The sequence below is a fragment of the Chlorogloeopsis sp. ULAP02 genome (assembly GCF_038404745.2).
Lineage (GTDB): Bacteria > Cyanobacteriota > Cyanobacteriia > Cyanobacteriales > Nostocaceae > Chlorogloeopsis.
Map to the genome: position 1 here is coordinate 157,418 of NZ_JAYKTT020000024.1, position 22,442 is coordinate 179,859.

Below are 22,442 nucleotides of genomic sequence, written 5' to 3' on the forward strand. Positions count from 1 at the left end.
AACTATAGTTCCTCTTTATAGGTGCGAAAAGCCGAGCTATACTTGTTTGCTTGAGACCCTGAGTGATCCTGAACACTTATTTTTAGCAAATTAGCAGAGAATTGGGAGAATTTGCAACTAGATCTGGTTATCTCGTTCCCAGTCTCTACGAAGTTCCCAGCCTGGATGCTGGGAAATAGTTACCATTTCAAAACAAAATTTACGCTTTTACACTCAAGCTTTGTTGATTTAGAACTCGATTTAATTTACCACTGCTATAACCTTCTAAGTCTAGAGTGACGTACATGAAACCAAACTCTTGAAATGCAGACACTATTGTTTGTAAATCTGTATTCAACACAAAACTTTTAATTTGTTCAGGCGGCAGTTCAATCCGGGCTGTATCACCTTCTGAACGTACGCGCAAATTTTGCCAACCCAATTTACGCAAGTAAATTTCTGCTCTGCCCACACGTTGCAATTTGGCAACAGTAATCTCTTCTCCATAGGGAAAACGGGAACTCAGACAAGGTTGTGCGGGTTTATCCCACCAAGATAAACCCAGTTGCACAGAAAGCTCGCGAACTTCCATTTTGGTAATGCCAACTTCTGCTAGAGGCGATCGCGCACCTCTTTCTTTTGCTGCCTGAATGCCGGGACGATAGTCGTGCAAATCATCAGCATTGACGCCATCTACCACATAGGGATAACCCAACTTCTGCGCCAAAGGTTTGAGAGTATCGTGCAATTCGCTCTTACAGAAATAGCAACGGTTGACAGGGTTAGAGGTGTAATTGGGATTTTCCATTTCGTGCGTCTCGATGATTTGATGAGGAATCCCAATTGTTGCTGCTTGCAAGGAGGCATCTTCCAGTTCTTCCGGTAACAGACTTGGTGAAACAGCTGTCACAGCCAAAGCGCGATCGCCCAACACATCATAAGCAATTTTGGCAACCAAAGCACTATCCACACCACCAGAATAAGCAATAAGAGCCTGCTCCATTTCTGCAAATATGGCTTTAAGTTGCTCAAGTTTTTCTGTCAACATCATTTTCCCATCCAGCCAAATCTTGCACCCTACAAATTAAATTTTAGTGGTTAGTCATTGGTCATTGATCATTTATCATTGGTTATTAATTATTCTCCTTGTCTCCTTATCCCCATTGCCCCTTGTCTTCCCTTCTGCCTACCTACGTAGCCACTCCGCGTCTACTGCCCTCTGCCTTATTTTCAAGCTAGATACCCTCTTCAAAAATTTGTGGTTGATTGACTTTTTTGCTTGATTGCTTTGTCCTGGTGTTACATAAAAGATTGCGAGATTGATGTTACTTTATGTTTACACAAACTCTTTGATCCCAATCGCAATACAAGCTATGACACTCAATTTATATTTACTGCGACATGGAGAAACTACTTTTAGTCAAAGTGGTAATTTCTGCGGTGAAACTGATGCGGAATTGACAACAGAAGGGATGCAGATGGCAGAGAGTTTTGCTGATGTTTATCAAAAATTGAAGTGGGAAGCAGTTTATGTTAGTCCGATGAAGCGCACAATTGCAACTGCCAAGCCATTTTGTGATGCTATCGGTATGGATATGCAGTTGCGTGATGGACTTAGAGAAGGTAGTTACGGCTGTTGGGAAACGTATAGTAAATCGTTTGCCCAAGAGAATTACGCCCAAAACTATGTCAAATGGTTGACAGAGCCCGCTTGGAATGCACCACTAGGTGGAGAAACTGCGGTAGATATTGCTAACCGCTCTATGCCCGTAATTGCTGAAATTCAAGAAAAACATTCCCAAGGTAATGTTTTAGTAGTTTCCCATAAAGCTACGATTCGGATTATACTTTGCAGTTTACTGGGAATTGATTTGGGACGCTATCGCTATCGGGTGAATATTTTGGTCGCGTCGGTAAGTATGGTGAAATTTGACGTTAACGGGCCAAAGTTAGAAATATTAGGCGATCGCCATCATATACCCGATCATCTTCGCTCTCGTCCGGGAACATAATGTTCTGCTTCTTAGTTACCTCCAGAAATCGCTCCTAGCTACTAAAGTCCGAGCCAAATATCTCCTGAATGTGGCGCAACGCGGTATCCTGGTATTCTGTTTGAGGGATAAATCAACAGGAGCAGTATGTCTCAGCCCTCTGCCTTCTTCCCCTCAAATCTTCACCTTGCCATTGCTATTAACACTTGCCGCCACTATTTGAGTGCGCCTTGATGCGTTACCACCAGATATATCGCGTAATAATCCCATCAGCGCAGGTACTACTGTCGGTGTCAGGATGGTGGAAAATGCCAAACCACCTGTGAGTACAATGCCTAAACCTTGATATAGCTCAGAACCTTGCCCAGGTAAAATTGCCAAGGGCAACATCCCCAAAACGCTGGTGCCGGCTGACATGAAAATTGCACGCAGGCGGTCATTGGTGGCGTTATACAATGAAGCATCAAAATCTTCACCTGCTTCTTGAAGTTGTAAGGCACGATCAACAAGTAGAATCGCGTTATTGACAACCACACCAGTAAGAATCACAAATCCTAATGCTGTAATCATATCCAGAGGCACGTTCATGCCCAAAATGCGATTGGCAAGCACCAAACTTAAAAGCGCACCGCTCATCCCCATTGGTAATGTTGCCATAATCACCAATGGGTAGAGGAATGATTTATAAAGTGCAACCAACAGCAGATAAGTAACTAATACCGAGAGTACAAAAGCTGTAGCTAATTGTGAAACTGTAGTTGCCAATCGATCAGCTGAACCAGACAATTCTAAGCGATCGCCCCCAGACAAGCTAGCACGTAAGGGAGCCAGAATTTCATTTTCGGTACGTTCTACTAGGGTTGCCAAGGGTGCATCCGGAGCCAGGGAAGCGGTAAGGGAGATTGACCGCTCTAAGTTGATATGATTTATTACATCTGCTCCAGTAGTCTCACGTACTTCCGCTACATCTTGTAGCTGTACTTGTCTTCCCTGACTATACAACGGTAGTTGACGCAATTGTTCGGGCGTTTGCACAAAGGTATTTTTTAATTCTACAGAAACATCCAGTGGCTCTTTACCATCAATGTAATCAGAGGCAATACGTCCACCCAGCGCAGCTTCTACCATTTCACCGATTTCTGCTTCTGAAAGTCCAACTTCCGCAAGACGTTCTCGGATCGGAATTACTTGCAGTTCTCCTGTTCCCATAACAAAGTTAGAACGGACACTACGCACACCAGGTAAAGCCCGGATCTTGTCAGAAATTTCCTTTTCTAACTTGCTCAAATCATCCAAATTTGCCCCAATGATATCAACCTCAAATTCCTTACCTGGATCGCGGAAGATAGAGACGCGGGTTGGTATTATAAATCTATACCCAGCAAAATCATTGCTCTTAGCTCGCATCTTGTCCACCATATCAGCAAGTCCTTTGGTGGTAGCAAATTCTGGTTTGAGAATTGTCGCAACACCGCGAAGTGCGCCCGGACGGTCAATATACATAATGCGATCAACTTCAGGCTGCGATCGCAAAAATGCCTGTAGTGGTTCTGACTGGCGGATCGCTTCAGGAATGCTAGTACCCGGTAATGGTTCTGCTCGCCACTGCACCAGGTTGCGGTTGCCTTCTGGTAGATAGTCGGCAGGAGGCAGGAGGAATATACTGAGAAGAAGAAAGGTGACAGGTATCGAAAGAATCAAAAGTCTGCGCCCAACCCGCTTGCGTCCTAGCGACCAACTCACGGTAGCAGCGAGCAAATTTTCCAATTTACCTTGAAAATACCGGAATGTAGCAGAAGACCTCGCAACGGCACGTTCTAACCAGTTCCCACCTCGATAATTCCCTCCTTGTAGCATTTGCATCGCTTCCGATTGCTTGAGAAAAAGTCCAGATAGCATCGGTACTAAAGTCAATGCTGCAAACAAGGAAAACAGCGAGGACGCAGAAAGAGCGATCGCCATATCTGCATACAACTGTCCCGCTTCTCCCGTCACCATAATCAAGGGTACAAACACCACTACATTTGTTAGCGTCGAACCCAACATTGCGCCCCATACTTCCTGAGTACCTTCAATTGCGGCATTTAAGGCACTTTTTCCCTGTTGCATATGGGTGAAAATATTTTCAATCACCACAATGGCGTTATCTACCACCATCCCGACTGCAAACGCCAACCCCGCCAAACTGATGATGTTTAGTGTTCTGCCCAACGCTGCCATCACTATAAACACCATGACTAGGGTTGTGGGAATCGTCAGCGCCACAACTGCCACTGTCCGCATCGAACCCAGAAACAAGATTAAAACAATTGTTGCCAACAGCGCTCCAGTCACTAAATTTCCTTGTACAAAGGATACTGACTGGTTAATATATTCGCTTTCGTCATAGTTATAAGCAAAGCGAATCCCCTCATTACGTTGATCAAATTCAGCTTGCAGTTCGGTAATTGCGGCTCGGATACCCTTTGCTACTTCCGGCACATTCGCCCCAATTTGACGAATCACGCCCACAGCAACCGCAGGTGTACCATTAAACATGAGGGCGCTGTCTTGCGGTTTGCGCCCCATTGTCACTTCTGCCACATCTCGCAGATACACAGTCCCCGTTTCATTTCTCCTGAGGATAAACCCTTCGATTTGCTTAATGTCTTGCGATCGGCTTACCGTCCGCACTCGATATTCGCGCCGCCCCAATACTAAAGGCCCACCCCTAATATCACGGTTATTTTCCCGCAAGACTCGCACAACATCACCAATGGTAAGATTACGGTCAGAAAGCGCTTTCGGATCAATTCTGACTTCAACTTCTCGTTCTTGTCCACCCACAACCAGGAATTGTCCCACACCTGCCACCCGCCGCAAACGCGGTACTACAAACTCTTCTGCCAAATCTCGATAACGATTAGGATCGGCTTGGAAGTTTTCTTTGGTGGCAAAGGGAATCCACATCATCGGCGAACTATTACCCCCTACCAGTTCTACATCAGACTCTTGAGCTTCCTCTGGCAGACTTGGCACTTGCTGCAAACGATTGATTACATCCAATAAACGGCTTTCTAAATTTGTACCGTCAGCAAACTCCAGAGTAATATTGCTGCGTCCATTACGTGAAGTACTGGTAATTTCCTGCACGCCCAGCACTTCTTCCATTCGTTCTTCAATCGGACGGGTAATTAAGTCTTCCACTTCGGTTGGACTTGCACCAGGGTAGGGAGTAGTGATAGTAATTTCCGGGCGATCGCCTCCTGGTTGCAATTCTAGGGGCATCCTTAACAGCGAGAAAATCCCCAATAGAGCTAGCAAGCAAAATAAAACAAATGTGCCGTGCCGCCAGCGAACAGCAGTTTGGATGAAATTCATAATAAGTGGCGTGCAAAATAAATTATCTATTTAGGCAAGGCAACAGGGTTAAGGGAACAGGTAACAGGGTTGGGGGAAACAAACAAAACTCTGCGTCCCTCTGCGTTATCCCTCAGCGCTCCTCTGCGTTTAAATCATTGAAATGTTTATATGCCCGAACGAGGCTGACTCTCCAAAACTTTCACTGCCGCTCCATCAGATAAACCATCACCACCGCGCAAAACTATCCGTTCTCCTGCCCGTAACTGTGGGTGAGAAATTGCTACATTTCTACCCATATCAGCAACCATTTCCACTTCTAACTGTCTGGCTTTACCATTATCAACAGTAAAGACAAGCCATTGATTTTGTCGCCTTGTCAGAGCATCACGAGAGACAACAAAGCTGGATTGATTAGATGGCATAATGAGATTGCCTGCGATCGCCATCCCCGGTAACAATCCTTGGGGCGGGTTATTTAACTGCACTCGCACTCGCTGCCTTCTAGATGCAGCATCTGCGGCTGGAACTACTGCTGTTATTTTTGTACGTCCTTTCCATTGGGGCAATGCCCGCGCCGTTAATTCTATCGACATTCCTGAGGTAATTTTACCGCTCAGTTCCTCTGGTAACTCTAGAAAAATATCTAAAGCATTGCCCGACACCAGTGTCACAATCTGATCGGAGTCTTGCACGAGATCGCCGCGGCTAATATGGCGTGCTTGCACAACTCCAGATTCCGAAGAAAGAATCCGAGTGCGTTGCTGTGCTAATTTTGCTTGATTTAACGCTGCTTCGGCTGCTGCTACGTTGGCTTTTTGGGCTGCTATTTCTTCTTTGATCGGCCCTGCTTTTGCCTCTGCTAGGGCTGCTAGGGCTGCTAACTTTTGTCCCCGTGCTTCATCTACAGCACTTGTTACTTCTACTAGTACCCTTTGCGACAAGGCACCCTGTTTTACCAAATCTGTGGTACGTCTGAGGTTATCTCGTGCTTCTTGCTCTCGCGCTTGGGCAGAGGTGACAGCGGCTTGTCTTTGGGCAATGATTTCGGGACGAGTTCCTACTTCCAAACGGGCAAGGTTGCTGCGTTGCTGTGCTAACTCTGCTCGCGCCCGTGATATTGCTAATTGCTGATCGGAATCATCTAAAATCGCGATCGCCATTCCGGTCTTGACGCGATCGCCTGGTCTGACTAAAATTTCTTTAACTATACCTCCAGTTTGGGCGCGAATTGTTGATTGCTGACTTGCTTCTACCTGTCCCAGTAGTGATACGCTTGTTGTGGCATTTCCCCTTGTCAGAATAACAGTTTCCACGGGACGCTTCGGTGGTGCTGTTGGCTGTTGTTGAGCTAGAGCCGGTTTGGATGTTCCACTCATAGAAAACATCCGCCACAAAAAAATTGAGTTAACTGTCAAGGACAACGCTAGTAGCAGCCATAACCAAGGCTTCCTGTTTCTGGGCTTCAACTTTTGCACATCAGGGGTGTCTGAGTGCAGATCAGAGTTTGAGACTTTAGCTTCAGAAGTATTCATGGTTTATTTCAGTACGCTTTCTTGTTACGCAAGAACTTAAGAGCAAAGATCGCGCCCAAAAGGGAAACCTTCGCCATCAACTGACAACCGCTCACAATTCAACTAAAAACACTAAAAACTTCTGCAAATCAATTTATTTGCAGCAAAAGTGCGATCGCAATCATTACGAAGCAGCCTTCGCTTGATATTAACTTAGATGTTGTAATATTTCGTAACTTTAACTTTACTAGATAAATGTGACAAAAAAATGTCAACTCCAGGATCTTTCAAGAAATCAGGCAGTCCCGATGAAACAAGTTTCACCCCTTCTTGCAGGGTAACCGCGCTGCCTCACCGCCAGGCATGAAAAAGGTATTTCCCCTACACCCTTACACCCCTCTTTCAAGCTAGAAGTCAGAACGAAAAAGCTTATCCTATCTAGTTTCTGATGATAAGCACTTTACGTTTAATTATGTTCACCTACTTATTAGCGATCGCAGTCCACTTGAGTGAATTTTAGCTATAAGCTAAAAAATAAATTTCTTGGCGGGTTACCGAATGCAGACATTATCAGCGTTCCATAGTTGCAGGAAGGCGATCGCGCCGATCAAGAATGATGTAGTTAATGGATATTTGTCTTTCCATCTCTTCCTAACTTAGGTGATTTAATATATTTTGATACCAAAGTTGCTAAGAGTGGTAAATCAATAGGTTTAGAAATATAGTCATTGAATCCGGCAGCTAGGCAAGTTTCGCGATCGCCTTTCATTGCCATTGCTGTTTGAGCAATGACTGGAATAGCTTGAAAATTCTGATCTGTTCGCAGCTGCTTTACTATTAATAGACCATTTTTGTCAGGTAGATGGACATCTAACAAAATTACTGCTGGCTTAATCCGAGTTAATATCTCCCACATTTGGGCAGCATTTTTGACACAAATAACTTGATATTTCAATGACTCAAGATAATTTTGCATTAACTTGGCATTAGGTGGATCGTTTTCTACTAGCAAAATTTCAGCAGAAGAACCTAGAGTCATGGTGTGTGAATACTCAGGAGGCAATTCTCCATGTAGTTGAGGTGTAGGTGTTTGAAGGGTAAACTCTGTTGCCTCCCCTTCTCTTGGGCGCTCCCAAGGCACTGCCCCTACTATTGCGTTCTCTCCCTCCTCTTCTGACTGTCTCAAGGGAAGTACGATTGTAAAACGCGAGCCACGCTCCAATTGTGATTCTACTTCAACCCAACCACCATGAAGTTCAGCAAGCTTTTGTGTGACTGCCAATCCCAAACCTGTACCTTCTTCACGACTAACTAGAGCGCTAGCTATTTGGAAATAGGGTTGAAAAAGTTCGGCTTGGTGTTCTTTAGAGATGCCGGTGCCAGTGTCCCAAACTGCAAAATGTATGAATAAACCGTTAACTTTAACTTGTAAACCAACGGTTCCCGTGTCTGTAAATTTAAGGGCATTAAAAAGCAAATTCAATAGCATTTGCTTCAGTCGCAAAGAGTCAGCTACCAAGGTAGTAACATTTGGATCTAGCTCAAGTACTAGTTTTAAGCTTTTATTTGCTGCTTTTTCTTTTACGAGTGTCAAAATATTACGACACAAGGATGGCAAATCTACTGCTTCACACTGTATTTCTAGTTGATTTGCTTCGATTTTGGAAAGATCTAATATATCGTTAATTAAAGCTAACAAGTGCTTGCCACTGGACTGAATAATATGTAAATACTCTTGATGGCGTTCGTTATTCGGTTCATAGCCTTTTGCTAAAAGCAGGTGAGTAAAACCGATAATCGAACTTAGGGGTGTGCGAATTTCGTGACTGGTGTTAGCCAAGAACTGATTTTTAAGTTGGTTAGTGCGCTCTAGTTCCTGATTAATACGTTCTAATCGATGACAATGCTGCTGTAAAACCTGTATTTGCCTTAATTGCACTATTGTTGCCACACATTGTTTAGCAGCACGTGCCATTAATTCTGATGTCAATTCATTAAAGCAATTTTCGAGTGGCTTGCTATCAAATGGAATAGATGCGGTGGTGACAATTAACCAACCAATAATGCTCTCATCAATATTTACTAGCCGCCAAGCACTCGGAGGTTCCTGTTTTTCAAGGAATTCTAAATCTTCAAATTCTATTTCTTCTTCTAATGCCAAACCAAACTTTTTTCCTCTAATCTCCAGAAACGATGGAGATGATGAGCATCGCCATGAAGCATAATCAATATAAGAAACTTTACAAACATTCTTTTGTGGTTCTACAAGTGCGATCGCCACTCTACCTTGAGCCAAGGCATTTTTCAGATCGTCCACCACAGTTGTAAATATTTCTGCTTCTGTCGTCGCTGTCTGTTGATTTTTAGTAAAAAAAGAAACAAGGCAATTATTAAGGCTATTTTGCAACTTACTCAAGCTGCGCTCCAGCCACAACTCAGCCTGAAGTTGCTGAATTTTTGTCAACAGTTTTGTTGTTGCATCCACTTGGGAGTTCTGTTCTGGTAAGCTTGAATACTGCTGCATGGTCAACTAGACCGCTTAAAAAGTTTAGCTTTGCACAAAAATGCGAAGGTCATGCTATGTATATTAGCGCACTCGCCTTCTTATAGTTATAAACCAAAATTGCTAGTGTCGTGTCTGGGGGTGAGACCATGAATTGTTGTATGAAAGCACTATGCTGGAATTGCGAAAGACTAACCTAAGACTATGGATGCACAATTTGCTCAACTAATCGTCAATGGCATTGCAGTCGGGAGCATTATTGCTCTGGGTGCAGTCGGCTTAACACTGACTTATGGAATTTTACGGTTGTCTAACTTTGCCCACGGCGATTTTCTCACTTTAGGAGCTTATCTGACACTACTGGCAAATTCCTTAGGGATAAATATTTGGCTGTCAATGGTGCTGGCAGCCGTGGGAACGGTAGCAGCAATGTTATTGTCAGAAAAACTGTTGTGGTCGAGGATGCGTTCTATCCGTGCTACTTCCACTACCTTGATTATTATCTCTATCGGTTTAGCATTATTCCTTCGCAATGGCATTATTTTTTTATGGGGGGGTAGTAACAGAAATTACAATTTGCCTGTACCTCAAGCTTTAAATATTTTGGGTTTAAACATCCAGCAAAATCAAATGCTGGTTTTAGGTTTAGCTATCGTGACAATTTTAGCCCTGCACTACCTGCTGCAAAATACCAAAATTGGTAAAGCGATGCGGGCTGTTGCTGATGATTTGGACTTAGCCAGAGTTTCTGGTATTAATGTTGACCAAGTAATTCTTTGGACGTGGGTGATTGCTGGTAGTCTTACCTCTCTTGGTGGTAGTATGTACGGCTTAATTACAGCTGTGAGACCAAATATGGGTTGGTTTTTAATATTACCATTATTTGCCTCAGTAATCTTAGGTGGAATTGGCAATCCTTATGGGGCGATCGCCGCGGCTTTCATCATCGGCATTGTTCAAGAAGTTAGTACACCTTGGCTCGGTTCTCAGTATAAACAAGGGGTAGCACTGTTAATTATGATTATAGTGTTACTCATTCGTCCCAAAGGTTTGTTCCGAGGTACGATCTGAGCAACACTACAACAAAAGGCAAAAGGAAGAAGGCTTTTACCTTTTTCCTTGTTTATACCTGCTTATTCAATAATATGGAAATAATAGGCAGCCACAAGGAAGTTTACAGCTAAAAGGAACAGCGCCCAGCCTGTACGAAATGGATAGGGAGGTTTAGCTGTTGTTGATTGAGCTACAGGTTTATCTGCTGTTGCCATGAGAATTATCTCCTAACTTAAGGACTTCTTCAGAAATACCAAACAGCTGCCCCTATTTGCTAGTTTCGTTAAAAATATTTTCGTGATTTTGAGTACTCTTACTTATGGGGGATTGGGATTGGGGATCGGGTATTGGGTATCGGGGATTGGAGATTGGGAATTCTTTATTCCTAATCCCTGTCCCCTGTCCCCTATCACCTGTCCCCTACTCCTCTTCCCCCGCATGGTAAGAACTACGAACGAGCGGCGCGGAACGAACATGGCTAAATCCCATTTGAATTGCGATCGCACCCAATTCGTCAAACTCTGCTGGTGTCCAGTATTTTTGTACTGGTAAATGTTCTAAAGAAGGACGCATATACTGACCAATAGTCAGGCGATCGCAATCTACCTGACGTAAATCTGCCATTGTTGCGAGTACTTCTTCAACTGTTTCTCCATGCCCCAGCATTAAACCTGATTTGGTGGGGATAGTTGGATCAATTTCTTTAACAATTTGTAACACTTGCAGCGAGCGATCGTACTTTGCTCCGCGCCGGACTTTGCCTGTTAACCGTCGCACTGTTTCGATATTGTGGTTGTAACAAGCTGGCTTTGCTTTGGCGATCGTGGCTATACGCTGGTACTCACCGTAGAAGTCTGGAGTCAACACCTCTATTTGAGTTTCTAGGTTCATCTGGCGGATCGCCTCCATCGTTTTGACAAACCAACCAGCACCCTGATCTGGTAAATCATCACGAGCAACAGAAGTTAGCACCACATAACGCAATCCTAAAAGCTGCACTGCTTCTGCTACCTTTTGAGGCTCTTCGGGATCTAAAGGCATGGGTGCATGACCTTTATCAACTTGACAAAAGGCACAAGATCTAGTGCATATTGGCCCCATCAGTAAAAAAGTCGCGGTTTTTTGAGCATAGCACTCTCCCCGATTTGGGCAACGCCCTTCTTCGCAAATTGTGTGAATTTGGCGTTGCTTGATAATACGTTGTACGTTCGAGAGTTCGCTAGCTTTGCCTATCGGACGACGTAACCAGGCTGGCATAGCCATAATTTCAGACTTGAGTTGGTTTGCTCGCAAAGAGGACATAGATATCCAAACAAGTTTAAAAAAATTAGGGAAGCAGGCTTACCGCCATACTTTTATTACCATGACATAAATTTCCAAAACCACAGCCAAGGTTAAGTAAAATACCTCAGCTTCCGAGCATTAACTTAGAAAATACTATCCCCCAATCAAGAAAAATATTGGATATAGTGGGAGCATTCAACAGTATTATTCGGCAAAACAGCCATCAAACCTAAAGTTTCTGTTAGAGTAAGCAGTCGTGACAATAAACAAAATCTTAGTTATCGATGACACTACAGTGGTCAGGGTAAAAGTACGTGAGATGTTGCCTCCCGGCAATTTTGAGGTATTGGAAGCAAAAGATGGTGTAGAAGGACTAAATTTTATCCGTCAGGAAAAATTCAGCTTAATTATGCTAGATTTCTTGTTACCAAAAATGAGTGGCTGGGAAGTTTTTCAGCAGATTCAATCTCAACCAGAACTAAAGAAAGTTCCTTTAGTAATTATGTCTGGTCGTAAAGAAGAGGTGACGGAAAAGCTTCCAGAACCCTTTGAGGGCTTTGAATTTCTTGGCAAGCCTTTTGATCAGAAGCAACTACTTGGGGCAATTAAAGCAGCCATGACAAAGGCTAAACAGCCACGCCCAGAGCCAACTTCAGTTGCCAGACCTACAAATAATAACGGTGCCACAGCAACAGACGCGATCGCAACTACAACTACTTCCTCTGCTAATCAAATTCAAGCACTTAATGAAAAAATTACGGCTATGCAGGTAGAAATTGATGGCTTGAAGAAACAACTAGCTCAGGTGGTGACCTTTATTAAACAGAAAATCAAATAGCATTCTCTAAATTGTTATATCTACGCTTAAAGTCACCAGCCTGCCTAAGCAGGCTTTTTTCTTTTTCCAATATTAAAAATTAACTATTATTTACATATTATTACATAGACTATATCTAAAAAGAAGTTTAATTTATACATTTAGTATAAGCAATGATATTGTCAATCTGTCCTTGGGAATAATAAAACATAAATACCAAGAGTGTAACGCTAGGCAAATGACAGTATTATTAGATACAATTAAACCCCTTCCTGGCTATCGCATTGTCGAACAAATTTATTTGGGTAGCAAAACAATTGTTTATCGCGGTACTAGAGAACAAGACCACAAAACTGTCATCATCAAAGTGATACGGAATGAATATCCTAGCTTTGATGAAATTGCCCAGTTCCGCAATCAGTATTCCATCACTAAAAATCTCAATCTTTCAGGTATCGTCAAGACCTATAGTTTAGAAAATTATCGCAATGGTTACGCCATAGTTATGGAGGACTTTGGTGGCATTTCCCTCAAGCACTGGCTAGAGAAAAATATAGAAACATCACCTCTAAATCTACAGCTTTTTCTAAATATTAGTATTCAAATTGCCTCCATTCTTGACGGATTACATCGCCATCGCATCATTCACAAAGACATTAAACCCGCCAATATTCTGATTCATCCAAGTACCAAAGAAGTCAGGATCATTGACTTCAGTATCGCCTCTGTTCTACCAAGAGAGCTTCAAGGTTTGACTAGTCCCAACGTTTTAGAAGGCACCCTTGCTTACATTTCTCCAGAACAAACCGGACGGATGAACCGAGGCATTGACTATCGTGCCGACTTTTATTCCCTTGGTGTCACCTTCTTTGAACTCCTCGCTGGACAGCTACCCTTCACAACCATTGACCAGATGGAGTTAGTTTACTGCCATATTGCCAAAGAACCACCACACATCAGCTGTATTAATCCAAAAATTCCATCAATCCTATGTAGCATCATTAGCAAGCTGATGGCAAAAAACGCAGAGGATCGTTATCAAAGTGCTTTAGGGCTAAAGTATGACTTAGAAGCGTGCCAACAGCAATGGCAACAAACACAAAAGATAGACTCATTTGAATTAGCAACTAGGGATATTTCAGACCATTTTATTATTCCCGAAAAACTCTACGGTCGTCACCGGGAAGTAGAAACTCTACTCGCTGCTTTTGAGCGTGTGACAGGTGGGAAAACGGAAATGATATTAGTTGCTGGCGATCCTGGCGTGGGCAAAACAGCCGTTGTCAACGAAATTCACAAACCAATCGTTCGCCAGCGCAGCTACTTTATTAGAGGAAAATTTGACCAGTTCCAACGCGATATTCCATTTTCTGCATGGATAGAAGCTTTTCGAGATTTAATTAGACAACTACTGAGTGAATCGGATGCTCAAATTCAAAAATGGCAAGAGCAGATTTTACTGGTATTAGGCGATCAAGCTCAGGTTATTACTAATGTAATTCCTCAATTAGAACAAATTATTGGCAAGCAACCAGAGGTGACTGAACTTTCCGTTAGTGCTGCTGAAAATCGTTTTAATTTACTATTTCAAAGGTTTATTCAAGTCTTTAGCAGTCAAGGGCATTCCTTAGTTATCTTTTTGGATGACTTGCAATGGGCAGATGCAGCTTCTTTGAAATTTATTCAATTACTAGTTAGCTCAAATTCATACTGTCATAAACCCATTTTTGAAAGGGAAGATTCAGTAGTTTACCATCAAGATTTGGACAGATACGATTCAGAACTCATAGCTGAAACTCAGGATAGCCTTCTACTAATTGGTGCTTACAGAGATAATGAAGTCTCTAAAGCACATCCACTTTATTTAACACTAAATAACAGTGAAAAGGATGGAGCAACTATCAATATAATTACTCTCAAAAATCTAAATCAGAGTGATTTAAATAGGTTGATCGCTGATACTCTCCATTGTACGGAAACACTTGCTGTTCCTCTCACTCAAATGACCTTTGCCAAAACTAAGGGTAATCCTTTCTTTGCTACTCAATTTCTCAAATCTTTACATAGTGATGGACTAATAAACTTCTATTTTGACCTTGGTTATTGGCAGTACAATCTTACACAAATTAAGACATTATCTCTCACAGATGATGTCGTAGAATTTATGGTACTTCAAATAGAAAAACTACCAAAGCCTACTCAAGAAATTCTGAAACTAGCTGCCTGTATTGGCAATCAATTTGACCTAAAATCTCTTTCTATTGTTTATGAAAAAAATATTACAGATACAGCATCGGATTTATGGATAGCCTTACATGAAGGCTTGATATTACCTCAAACAGATAATTACAAATTATTTACAGAAAACGGAGATAGATTACTATCTATTAATGATGTAGAAACATCTACACCATTACCTAAATACAAATTTGTTCATGACCGAGTACAGCAAGCTGCTTATACTTTAATTCCTAAAGCTAAAAAACAGACAATTCACTTAAAAATTGGGAGACTTCTATTAAATAGGATTTCTCAAATTGAGCAAGAAAAAAATATTTTTTCTCTAGTGAATCAGTTCAATATAGCAGTAGATTTAATCGTTGAACAAACAGAACGCTATCAACTTGCTAACATGAATTTAATTGCCGGACAACGAGCTTTAGCATCAACAGCTTATACGGCAGCACTTAAATATTTAATTACTGGAATTGAACTGTTAGAAGATAATAAGTGGCACAATCAATATGAATTAACTTTAGCCTTATATGAAACAGCTGCCGAAGCAGCATCTTTGGCTGGTAGCTTGGAACAGATGGAGGAATTTATTCAAGAAGTTTTAGTACAAGCTAAAACACTGCTAGAAAAAGTGAAGGTTTATGAGGTTAAAATTCAAGCTTATACATCACAAAATAAACTTTCGGCGGCAATTGCGATCGCACGACAAGCACTGAATTTGTTTGGAGTGTCTTTTCCAGATAATCCGAATGAGTCTGATATTCAGCAAGCACTAAGTGAAACATCTAAATTAGTTGCCAAAAAAACTACAGATGAATTAGCTAATCTACCATTAATGACTTCTGTAGAAGAATTGGCAATTATGCGGCTAGTAGCAAGCATGATTCCTCCCACTTACATTGCAGATCCTTTACTATTTCCATTAATTATTTTATTCCAGGTTAACTTATCAGTTAAGCATGGCAATGCTCCTTTATCGGCTTTTTGCTATGCATGTTACGGTATACTATTAAACGGTATTCTTGATGATATCCAAGCAGCAGATAAATTTGCTAATTTAGCTTTAAAATTAGTCGAAAAGTTTAATATTAAAGATATAAAATCTAGAACTTTTTATGTTGTTAGTGCCTTTATTATGCATGGAAATTCTCATATTAGAGAAACTTTACCGATAATGTTAGAAAGCTATCAAATAGCACTTGAAACTGGAAACTTAGAATTTGTTGGCTATTGTATAAAAGATATCTGTCAGCATTTATATTTTATTGGTAATGAATTACCAAAACTAGAAGAAGAGATAAAAGAATATTGTCATCTTTTAGATAATTATAAACAAGCAACAACGTTACATTATTGTAAGATTTGCTGTCAAGCTGTGATTAATTTATTAGGTAATACACAAAACTCTTGGATTTTATCTGGTGAAATATATAAATCTGAAGAACTACTTCCTTTGTTAATTCAAGCTAATGACATTAATGGACTTCACTATTTTTATTTACATCAACTTATTCTTTGTTATTTGTTTGGTGACTTAGTTAAAGCTAATGAAAACTCTATTAAAGCAAAACAATATTTAGCAGGTGGAACAGGTTTTATCACTGTACCTATTTTTCATTTTTATGATTCACTAACAGCTTTAGCGTTATCTTCAGAAGCTCAATCTGAAAAGCAAATTTTATTAGATAAAGTATTAGAAAATCAAGTAAAGCTACACAAGTGGGCAAATCATGCCCCTATGAATTATCTACATAAGTATTATTTAGTAGAAGCTGAACGATATAGAGTTTTGGGTCAATATCTAGAAGCTATAAACTGTTATGAGCGCGCAATTGAGCTTGCGAAAGAAAATAAGTATATTAATGAAGAAGCTCTTGCTAACGAACTTGCGGCGAAGTTCTATTTAGAACATGGTAAACAGAAAATAGCTCAAGTCTACTTAATTGATGCTTACTACGGATATATTCGTTGGGGAGCAAAAGCCAAGGTAGATGATTTAGCAAAACGTTATTCCTATTTACTTGCTCATATTCTCCAACGTGAAACAATTAACTTTTACCCTAATGATAAAAACAGTTTTCACGATACCACATCTATATCAACCTTGAACAATCACCAAACTGTAGTTGGTTCTCATACAAGTATTTCTCAATCTTTAGATTTGGCATCTGTGATTAAAGCTTCTCAAGCACTCTCTGGAGAAATTGAGCTAGAACAGTTACTTTCTACCCTAATGGAAGTACTAATGGAGAATGCAGGAGCATCTAAATCCGCTCTAGTTTTGAGTAAAAGTGAAAATTTGGATTTAACAGTTACTGCCATCAATTCCACTTCTGTTGGTATTAAATTTCCATTTACTAGCCTGGAATTCAGTCATGATGTTCCTATTAATTTGATTAACTACGTTAAACGTACTAGGGAAATATTTGTCCAAGATGATGCTAAAATCGAACAGTTTTTGAGTGGCGATCGCTATATTAGCGAGCAACAACCTAAGAGCCTGTTGTGTATTCCAATTATCAATCAAGGTAAATTCCTTGGTATCCTTTATTTAGAAAATAATCTTACAACTGGAGCATTTACACGCGATCGTATAGAACTGTTGAAAGTGATTACCACCCAAGCAGCAATCTCTCTTGAAAATGCTATCCTTTACAAAGATTTGACGGAAACTAAAGAACGCCTAGAACAATACAGCCACACGTTAGAGGAAAAAGTTGAGGAGAGGACACAGGAACTCAACGAAAAAAATCGAAGTTTGCAGCAAGTAATTTTGGATTTACAAAGCACCCAAACCCAACTAATTCAAAGTGAAAAAATGTCCAGCTTAGGGCAAATGATTGCAGGGATTGCTCATGAAATTAATAACCCTATAAACTTTATTCATGGTAATATCGCTCATGCTAGAGATTATGTGCAAGATTTGCTAGATTTAATTACTGTTTATCAACATGAATATTCTAATAATTCTGCTATAGTTGCACAAAAAGCAGAGGAAATTGACCTAAATTTTCTCTTAGAAGACTTGCCTAAGCTTTTGGATTCAATGAAGATTGGAACGTCGCGCATCCGCAATATTGTTTTGGGCTTACGCAATTTCTCACGTCTAGATGAAGCTGATATGAAACCTGTAGATATTCATGAGGGTATAGATAACACCCTCATGATTCTACAACACAGACTCAAAGCCAAGAGCGATCGCCCTGAAATTCAAGTTATTAAAGAATATAAAAAAATGCCCGAAGTCACTTGTTACGCTGGACAGTTGAATCAGGTATTTATGAATATTCTAAGTAATGCCATTGATACTCTGGAAGAAAAGATAAATAACAGTAAAGATATAAATTCTCCTAATTTAAATTTAATTATTTTGATATCTACTCAATTGATTGATAATCATAGAGTAAAGATTCGGATTGCCGACAATGGACTTGGGATGCCAGAATTAATAAAAAGTAAAATTTTTGATCCATTTTTTACTACTAAAGCTGTTGGTAGAGGAACTGGATTAGGTTTATCAATCAGTTATCAAATTATAGTAGAAAAACACAAAGGCCAGTTAAAATGTAATTCTACTCCAGAACAGGGAACTGAGTTCATTATTGAGATTCCAATTTAGGTAAAAATTTTACTTATCCATACTTGCAAAATTTTGAAATCATTAAATAGGTTGATTATAGTAGCACGTCTAAGGTGAATCATTGGTTAAATACAATGAATATAATCTTTAATAAACAAGATTCTATCAATTTTATAAACCCAATTATTTTAACCTCGACGTGGTATTAGTAATTCAAATCAAATCTAGTTGATATCGCCAATTAAAATCTTATCTTCACTACTAGACTCTAAGATTTCTGTCGCCGGATTAATTTGTTCATCTTTTAGATATAAAGATTTATCCCTTGTGTTCAAGCAAAAATCTTTTGCTAAATTAAATTTTTGAGCTTGAAACAAAAGAAAATCAACGAAATCTTTGAATAAATTAAAGGATTTATCCACTAGTTTAAAAGCATACTCACGACTTTCTTCAGATAACTGGATGTTGTTAATCATGTCTAAGTTATCTGAGGAGTACATACTATGATCAGAATCAATTAAAAAATGATGATTACCAAAATATTTGAATTTCTTACCAGTAACAATTTTTAATTCTTCAGTAACTTGTGTAGTTGTAGAGAGAAATATATCTGCTATCGCTTCTATCGCCTCTATTACTACTAATTTATCGATAGGAGTAGCTTTATAAGTATATCGATAAATTTCATATATTGTCTGCCGTGATGCTTGTATTTCACTGCTCCATAAAAATCTTAAGGCATCAGTAAGATTCAAGAACATATCAAATTCTAGTTTTTGTAAGTCTTCTAAAAACCATATCCAATGACTATCATCTTCATAAGTATGTTGATTGATAAGGGCTTGTATCGGATCATTAGTTGGTTCTTCACGCCAAACATATCTGTTCAATTCTGCAAAACCCATCACAAAAGGTGAAAAGCAGGGAGCAAAAGCTAGCCTTTGTCTGGGTTCTATGCTGGTATCTTGTAAGAATTGAAAAAATGGTAATTTAGCAAATTCTTGTTTTTTGCTTTCAATTAATTCCAATACTTCTTTCATAGTTGCAATTCCTTTGAATGATTGATTTTTACGAAATAGATCAAACTAGTCTTTTATTAAGACATAGAATGATTAATTCCAGTAGCTTGATACCCGTCTTTGTCAAGAAGGGCAAATACTCGAAGCTAGATTCAAACCACTAAATTCAAAAATTACATGGTTTGATTTTGAAGCTAGTGATAAAATCTAAAGAAATAGAAAAAACGGAAATTAATACTAATCCAAAGCATTATCTAACATGAGTATGAAAACTGTTAGATTTAATGAATTTGAATTTGTAATTCCCAAATGTTTCTGATTTCCTATAGAACAAACTTTCAGGAAATTCAGTGGGCGGACACATACGTTTAGTGTGATGTGAGAAAAGTTAACAATTGCAATAGTTTTGCAATTGTTTCGCTGTACTCCTATCTGTTGACTGCGATAACGTACTTAGTGTCCACGTGATTTATGTGTACTTATTTATTGAATTAATAGGTTACTTCAGCATCCTATTTATCTTTTGTTTCAGCCAAATGAAAACTGCTATAACCTTTGTCAATAAATAATACAAATCTCTGCATTTCTGTGAAGAGATATAAACCTCTATACATTGAGAGTATATTTTTATTTTTTCTTAAGATTCAATAGTGTTTATATGGATTTATGTATTTTTTCTAGTATTTATAAAAACAAAGTAATAATAATGACAATCATTAATGCTTGTATAAAATCTATTTGTATCATGATAGTGGTACTAAGACATGAAAAATAATCATTATTAATGCAAGTAACATAATATTTGCTATACGTAAATTTAATAACTATGTAATTAAGAATATTTACTATGTTGTCATGATATTTTGACAATTTTAGATTGTCCTATAGTACACATAGTTTTTCTGAAAAATTTTCACGTCACTAGTCACAAGTAACTTAATTCCTCATATAAAGACAGTAATGGGAGTAAGCCAGCATTTTGCTTTCTACAATTACTTACGAATATTAAGTGCTTTTGTGAACAATTCCCAATTGTATGAAATACAACTATTAATTAAATATCTTTCTTTAGCGGGGTTGACATTTTGATTATTTTACTAACTTATCAAGGCAAAGAGTGAGAACACAAAGCACCACCTTTGTAAAACTGTTTTGAGGTTACAAATATGCAAAAACGCCTGACTTTAATGTCAGGCGTCTGAATTGCATAAGTTTGAGTTATATTTGCAAGTAAACTTACAATCCCTCAGTTGGCTTGGCAGGCATAGCACTTACCTGAGTGCTATCAGCTGCTTTTGCTTGCAACATTGAAGTATGAGTGATGGAATTATTAGCCAGGGTAAATATGGGGTTGGACAAAATTCCAGCAATGGAAGTGGCGATTAAAGTTGTTAACAAACCTACCTGCAAAGGTCTAAATCCAGGTAAATTCCAACGTACTTCAGGATAATTCTTGACAGCATCAGACATCTCTTGGGGTTCTTTAACCACCATCATCTTAACTACGCGAATGTAGTAGTAGATGGAGACAACACTAGTTACTAGACCTAGTAATACTAAACCATAAAGACCTGCTTGCCATCCAGCCCAAAACAGGTAAATCTTTCCAAAGAATCCAGCTAAGGGCGGTATCCCTCCTAAAGACAGTAGGGCAATACTTAAGCCCAAAGTCAACAGAGGATCTTTCTGATATAAACCAGAGTATTCGGCAATTTGATCGGTTCCTGTTCGTAGCGAGAAAAGAATAATGCAAGTAAAACCGCACAGGTTCATAAACAGGTAGACCAACAGGTAAAATACCATACTGGCATATCCTGCTTGGCTATCAGCAATCAAACCAATCATTACAAATCCAGCTTGGGCAATGGATGAATAAGCTAACATCCGTTTCATGCTGGTTTGGGCAAGAGCAACTACGTTACCCAAAATCATACTCAGTACGGCGAGGGCAGTGAAAACAAACTTCCACTCCTCAGCGACGAGAGGGAAAACGGTTGTCAGCAAGCGAATGGCAAGGGCAAACCCAGCTGCTTTAGAACCTACAGACAAAAAGGCAATGACTGGGGTAGGCGCGCCTTCGTAAACATCTGGTGTCCACTGGTGGAAGGGTGCAGCGGAGATTTTAAAGCCTACACCTGCAATCACAAACACAAGAGCAATTACTACACCCAAGGATTGGGCTAGGTTGGCTGTAGCAATGCCATTAGCGATCGCATTCAGTTCTGTTTGTCCGCCAGACAAACCGTACAGCAGGGAAACACCATACAAAAATACAGCTGTACTAGCAGCACCAACTAACAAGTATTTCAGCGCCGCTTCATTAGAACGGGGATCGCGCTTTGTATAACCTGTTAGCAAATAAGAGGAAATACTTAGGGTTTCTAGAGAGACGAAAATCATCACCAACTCACTAGCCCCTGATAAAAACATTCCTCCCAAGGTAGCAGTGAGCAAAATCGCTATGAATTCTGCTAAAGCGGTACCACTTTGTTCAACATAGCGAATTGACATCAAAATCGTAACGGCAGCAGATAAAGCCACAATACCGCGAAATACGATGCTGAGGTCATCACCATTAAAGGCACCAGCAAAGAAGATGGGATTAGAACTATCCCATTGCAAATACAGGGCGAAAATTGCGGCGAACAAACCTGCGATCGCTAGATATGCAATCCAGCGCGAGGAATTACGCCCCAATATCAAATCCACAATCAAAACCCCCAAGAAGGTGGCTACCACTATTCCCTCTGGCAATATCGTTCCAGCATTCAACTGGGATGCAACATTAGCAAAATCCATGAGCTGTATAGGTTTTGGCAATTAGACATAAAAGGGCCAACTGTGTTAATTCTATTGTGTTTTCTACTAAAGTTTCGTGACGCTGTTTTTGTTACTGGATCGATACCATCAAATTAGTTTATGTTTTAGTTTAGCGATCGCTCATGTGGAGGTAGCAGCGATCGCCTTGCAACCACTGCGTCGGCTCCGCCGACAGCAATCCTAATTTCACTTACAGCTCTTAAAATCAAATCTTCAGGTGATACCTGTTTTTCTCTTTCCCAGCCTCCAGCTTGGGAAAGAATTGATCAAGGCTCTGCCGACAGAGCCTCACAGTTTTTATTACCATG

The 22,442-nt window shown here is 39.9% G+C and carries 13 protein-coding genes; 5 read left to right on the plus strand and 8 right to left on the minus strand.

The features are described 5' to 3' along the window. Window positions 1–199: 199 nt before the first annotated feature. Complete coding sequence (gene larE / locus U2718_RS12760; protein ID WP_341998496.1) at window positions 200–1,030, minus strand: ATP-dependent sacrificial sulfur transferase LarE; 831 nt, start codon at window positions 1,028–1,030, stop codon at window positions 200–202. Window positions 1,031–1,352: 322 nt separating this feature from the next. Between larE and U2718_RS12765 the strand changes: the two genes are divergently transcribed. Beyond that, window positions 1,353–1,991 carry a histidine phosphatase family protein gene (locus U2718_RS12765; protein ID WP_341998498.1) on the plus strand — a complete coding sequence of 213 codons (639 nt, stop codon included), beginning with the start codon at window positions 1,353–1,355 and terminating at the stop codon, window positions 1,989–1,991. Between the two features lie 153 nt (window positions 1,992–2,144). On the opposite strand, the gene U2718_RS12770 is transcribed toward U2718_RS12765, so the two are convergent. From U2718_RS12770 to hrmK, 3 genes are all read right to left on the minus strand, one after another. Continuing rightward, the gene (locus tag U2718_RS12770) at window positions 2,145–5,330 is read right to left on the minus strand and encodes an efflux RND transporter permease subunit (protein WP_341998500.1); all 3,186 of its coding nucleotides are present in this window, start codon (window positions 5,328–5,330) and stop codon (window positions 2,145–2,147) included. Between the two features lie 146 nt (window positions 5,331–5,476). Next, a complete protein-coding gene (locus tag U2718_RS12775; protein ID WP_341998502.1) occupies window positions 5,477–6,844 on the minus strand; it encodes an efflux RND transporter periplasmic adaptor subunit in 1,368 nt (455 codons plus the stop codon). 601 nt (window positions 6,845–7,445) lie between these two features. Then, window positions 7,446–9,347 (minus strand): hybrid histidine kinase/response regulator HrmK, encoded by a 1,902-nt coding sequence (gene hrmK / locus U2718_RS12780; protein ID WP_341998505.1) that lies wholly within the window; start codon window positions 9,345–9,347, stop codon window positions 7,446–7,448. Between the two features lie 183 nt (window positions 9,348–9,530). Here hrmK and U2718_RS12785 point away from each other — a divergent pair, with 183 nt between their 5' ends. After that, window positions 9,531–10,397, plus strand: a complete 867-nt coding sequence (locus U2718_RS12785; protein ID WP_341998507.1) for a branched-chain amino acid ABC transporter permease — start codon at window positions 9,531–9,533, stop codon at window positions 10,395–10,397. A gap of 62 nt (window positions 10,398–10,459) precedes the next feature. On the opposite strand, the gene U2718_RS12790 is transcribed toward U2718_RS12785, so the two are convergent. Together U2718_RS12790 and lipA are read right to left on the minus strand one after the other, a co-directional pair. Next, a complete protein-coding gene (locus U2718_RS12790; protein WP_289791249.1) occupies window positions 10,460–10,594 on the minus strand; it encodes a photosystem I protein PsaX in 135 nt (44 codons plus the stop codon). Window positions 10,595–10,799: 205 nt separating this feature from the next. Then, window positions 10,800–11,681, minus strand: coding sequence for a lipoyl synthase (gene lipA, locus U2718_RS12795; protein WP_341998510.1), 882 nt, complete (start codon window positions 11,679–11,681; stop codon window positions 10,800–10,802). Between the two features lie 238 nt (window positions 11,682–11,919). Between lipA and U2718_RS12800 the strand changes: the two genes are divergently transcribed. Continuing rightward, on the plus strand, window positions 11,920–12,501 hold the full coding sequence (locus U2718_RS12800) for a response regulator (RefSeq protein WP_341998511.1): 582 nt from the start codon (window positions 11,920–11,922) through the stop codon (window positions 12,499–12,501). A 217-nt stretch (window positions 12,502–12,718) separates the two neighbouring features. Next, window positions 12,719–18,334 (plus strand): AAA family ATPase, encoded by a 5,616-nt coding sequence (locus U2718_RS12805; RefSeq protein WP_341998513.1) that lies wholly within the window; start codon window positions 12,719–12,721, stop codon window positions 18,332–18,334. Window positions 18,335–18,519: 185 nt separating this feature from the next. Here U2718_RS12805 and U2718_RS12810 read toward each other — a convergent pair whose 3' ends face one another. Then, window positions 18,520–19,335, minus strand: a complete 816-nt coding sequence (locus U2718_RS12810) for a hypothetical protein (RefSeq protein WP_341998515.1) — start codon at window positions 19,333–19,335, stop codon at window positions 18,520–18,522. Between the two features lie 1,215 nt (window positions 19,336–20,550). Continuing rightward, window positions 20,551–22,113, minus strand: coding sequence for an NAD(P)H-quinone oxidoreductase subunit N (locus U2718_RS12815; protein ID WP_341998517.1), 1,563 nt, complete (start codon window positions 22,111–22,113; stop codon window positions 20,551–20,553). Window positions 22,114–22,189: 76 nt separating this feature from the next. Between U2718_RS12815 and U2718_RS12820 the strand changes: the two genes are divergently transcribed. Next, the gene (locus U2718_RS12820; RefSeq protein ID WP_341998519.1) at window positions 22,190–22,318 is read left to right on the plus strand and encodes a hypothetical protein; all 129 of its coding nucleotides are present in this window, start codon (window positions 22,190–22,192) and stop codon (window positions 22,316–22,318) included. The last annotated feature ends 124 nt before the right edge of the window (window positions 22,319–22,442 follow it).

Excerpts from the sequence above, each read along its gene's own strand:
- U2718_RS12805 (WP_341998513.1), top strand. The coding sequence starts at position 12,719 with ATGACAGTATTATTAGATACAATTAAACCCCTTCCTGGCTATCGCATT.
- lipA (WP_341998510.1), bottom strand. The coding sequence starts at position 11,681 with ATGTCCTCTTTGCGAGCAAACCAACTCAAGTCTGAAATTATGGCTATG.
- hrmK (WP_341998505.1), bottom strand. The coding sequence starts at position 9,347 with ATGCAGCAGTATTCAAGCTTACCAGAACAGAACTCCCAAGTGGATGCA.
- U2718_RS12785 (WP_341998507.1), top strand. The coding sequence starts at position 9,531 with ATGGATGCACAATTTGCTCAACTAATCGTCAATGGCATTGCAGTCGGG.
- U2718_RS12770 (WP_341998500.1), bottom strand. The coding sequence starts at position 5,330 with ATGAATTTCATCCAAACTGCTGTTCGCTGGCGGCACGGCACATTTGTT.
- U2718_RS12775 (WP_341998502.1), bottom strand. The coding sequence starts at position 6,844 with ATGAATACTTCTGAAGCTAAAGTCTCAAACTCTGATCTGCACTCAGAC.
- U2718_RS12815 (WP_341998517.1), bottom strand. The coding sequence starts at position 22,113 with ATGGATTTTGCTAATGTTGCATCCCAGTTGAATGCTGGAACGATATTG.
- U2718_RS12810 (WP_341998515.1), bottom strand. The coding sequence starts at position 19,335 with ATGAAAGAAGTATTGGAATTAATTGAAAGCAAAAAACAAGAATTTGCT.
- U2718_RS12765 (WP_341998498.1), top strand. The coding sequence starts at position 1,353 with ATGACACTCAATTTATATTTACTGCGACATGGAGAAACTACTTTTAGT.
- larE (WP_341998496.1), bottom strand. The coding sequence starts at position 1,030 with ATGATGTTGACAGAAAAACTTGAGCAACTTAAAGCCATATTTGCAGAA.
- U2718_RS12790 (WP_289791249.1), bottom strand. The coding sequence starts at position 10,594 with ATGGCAACAGCAGATAAACCTGTAGCTCAATCAACAACAGCTAAACCT.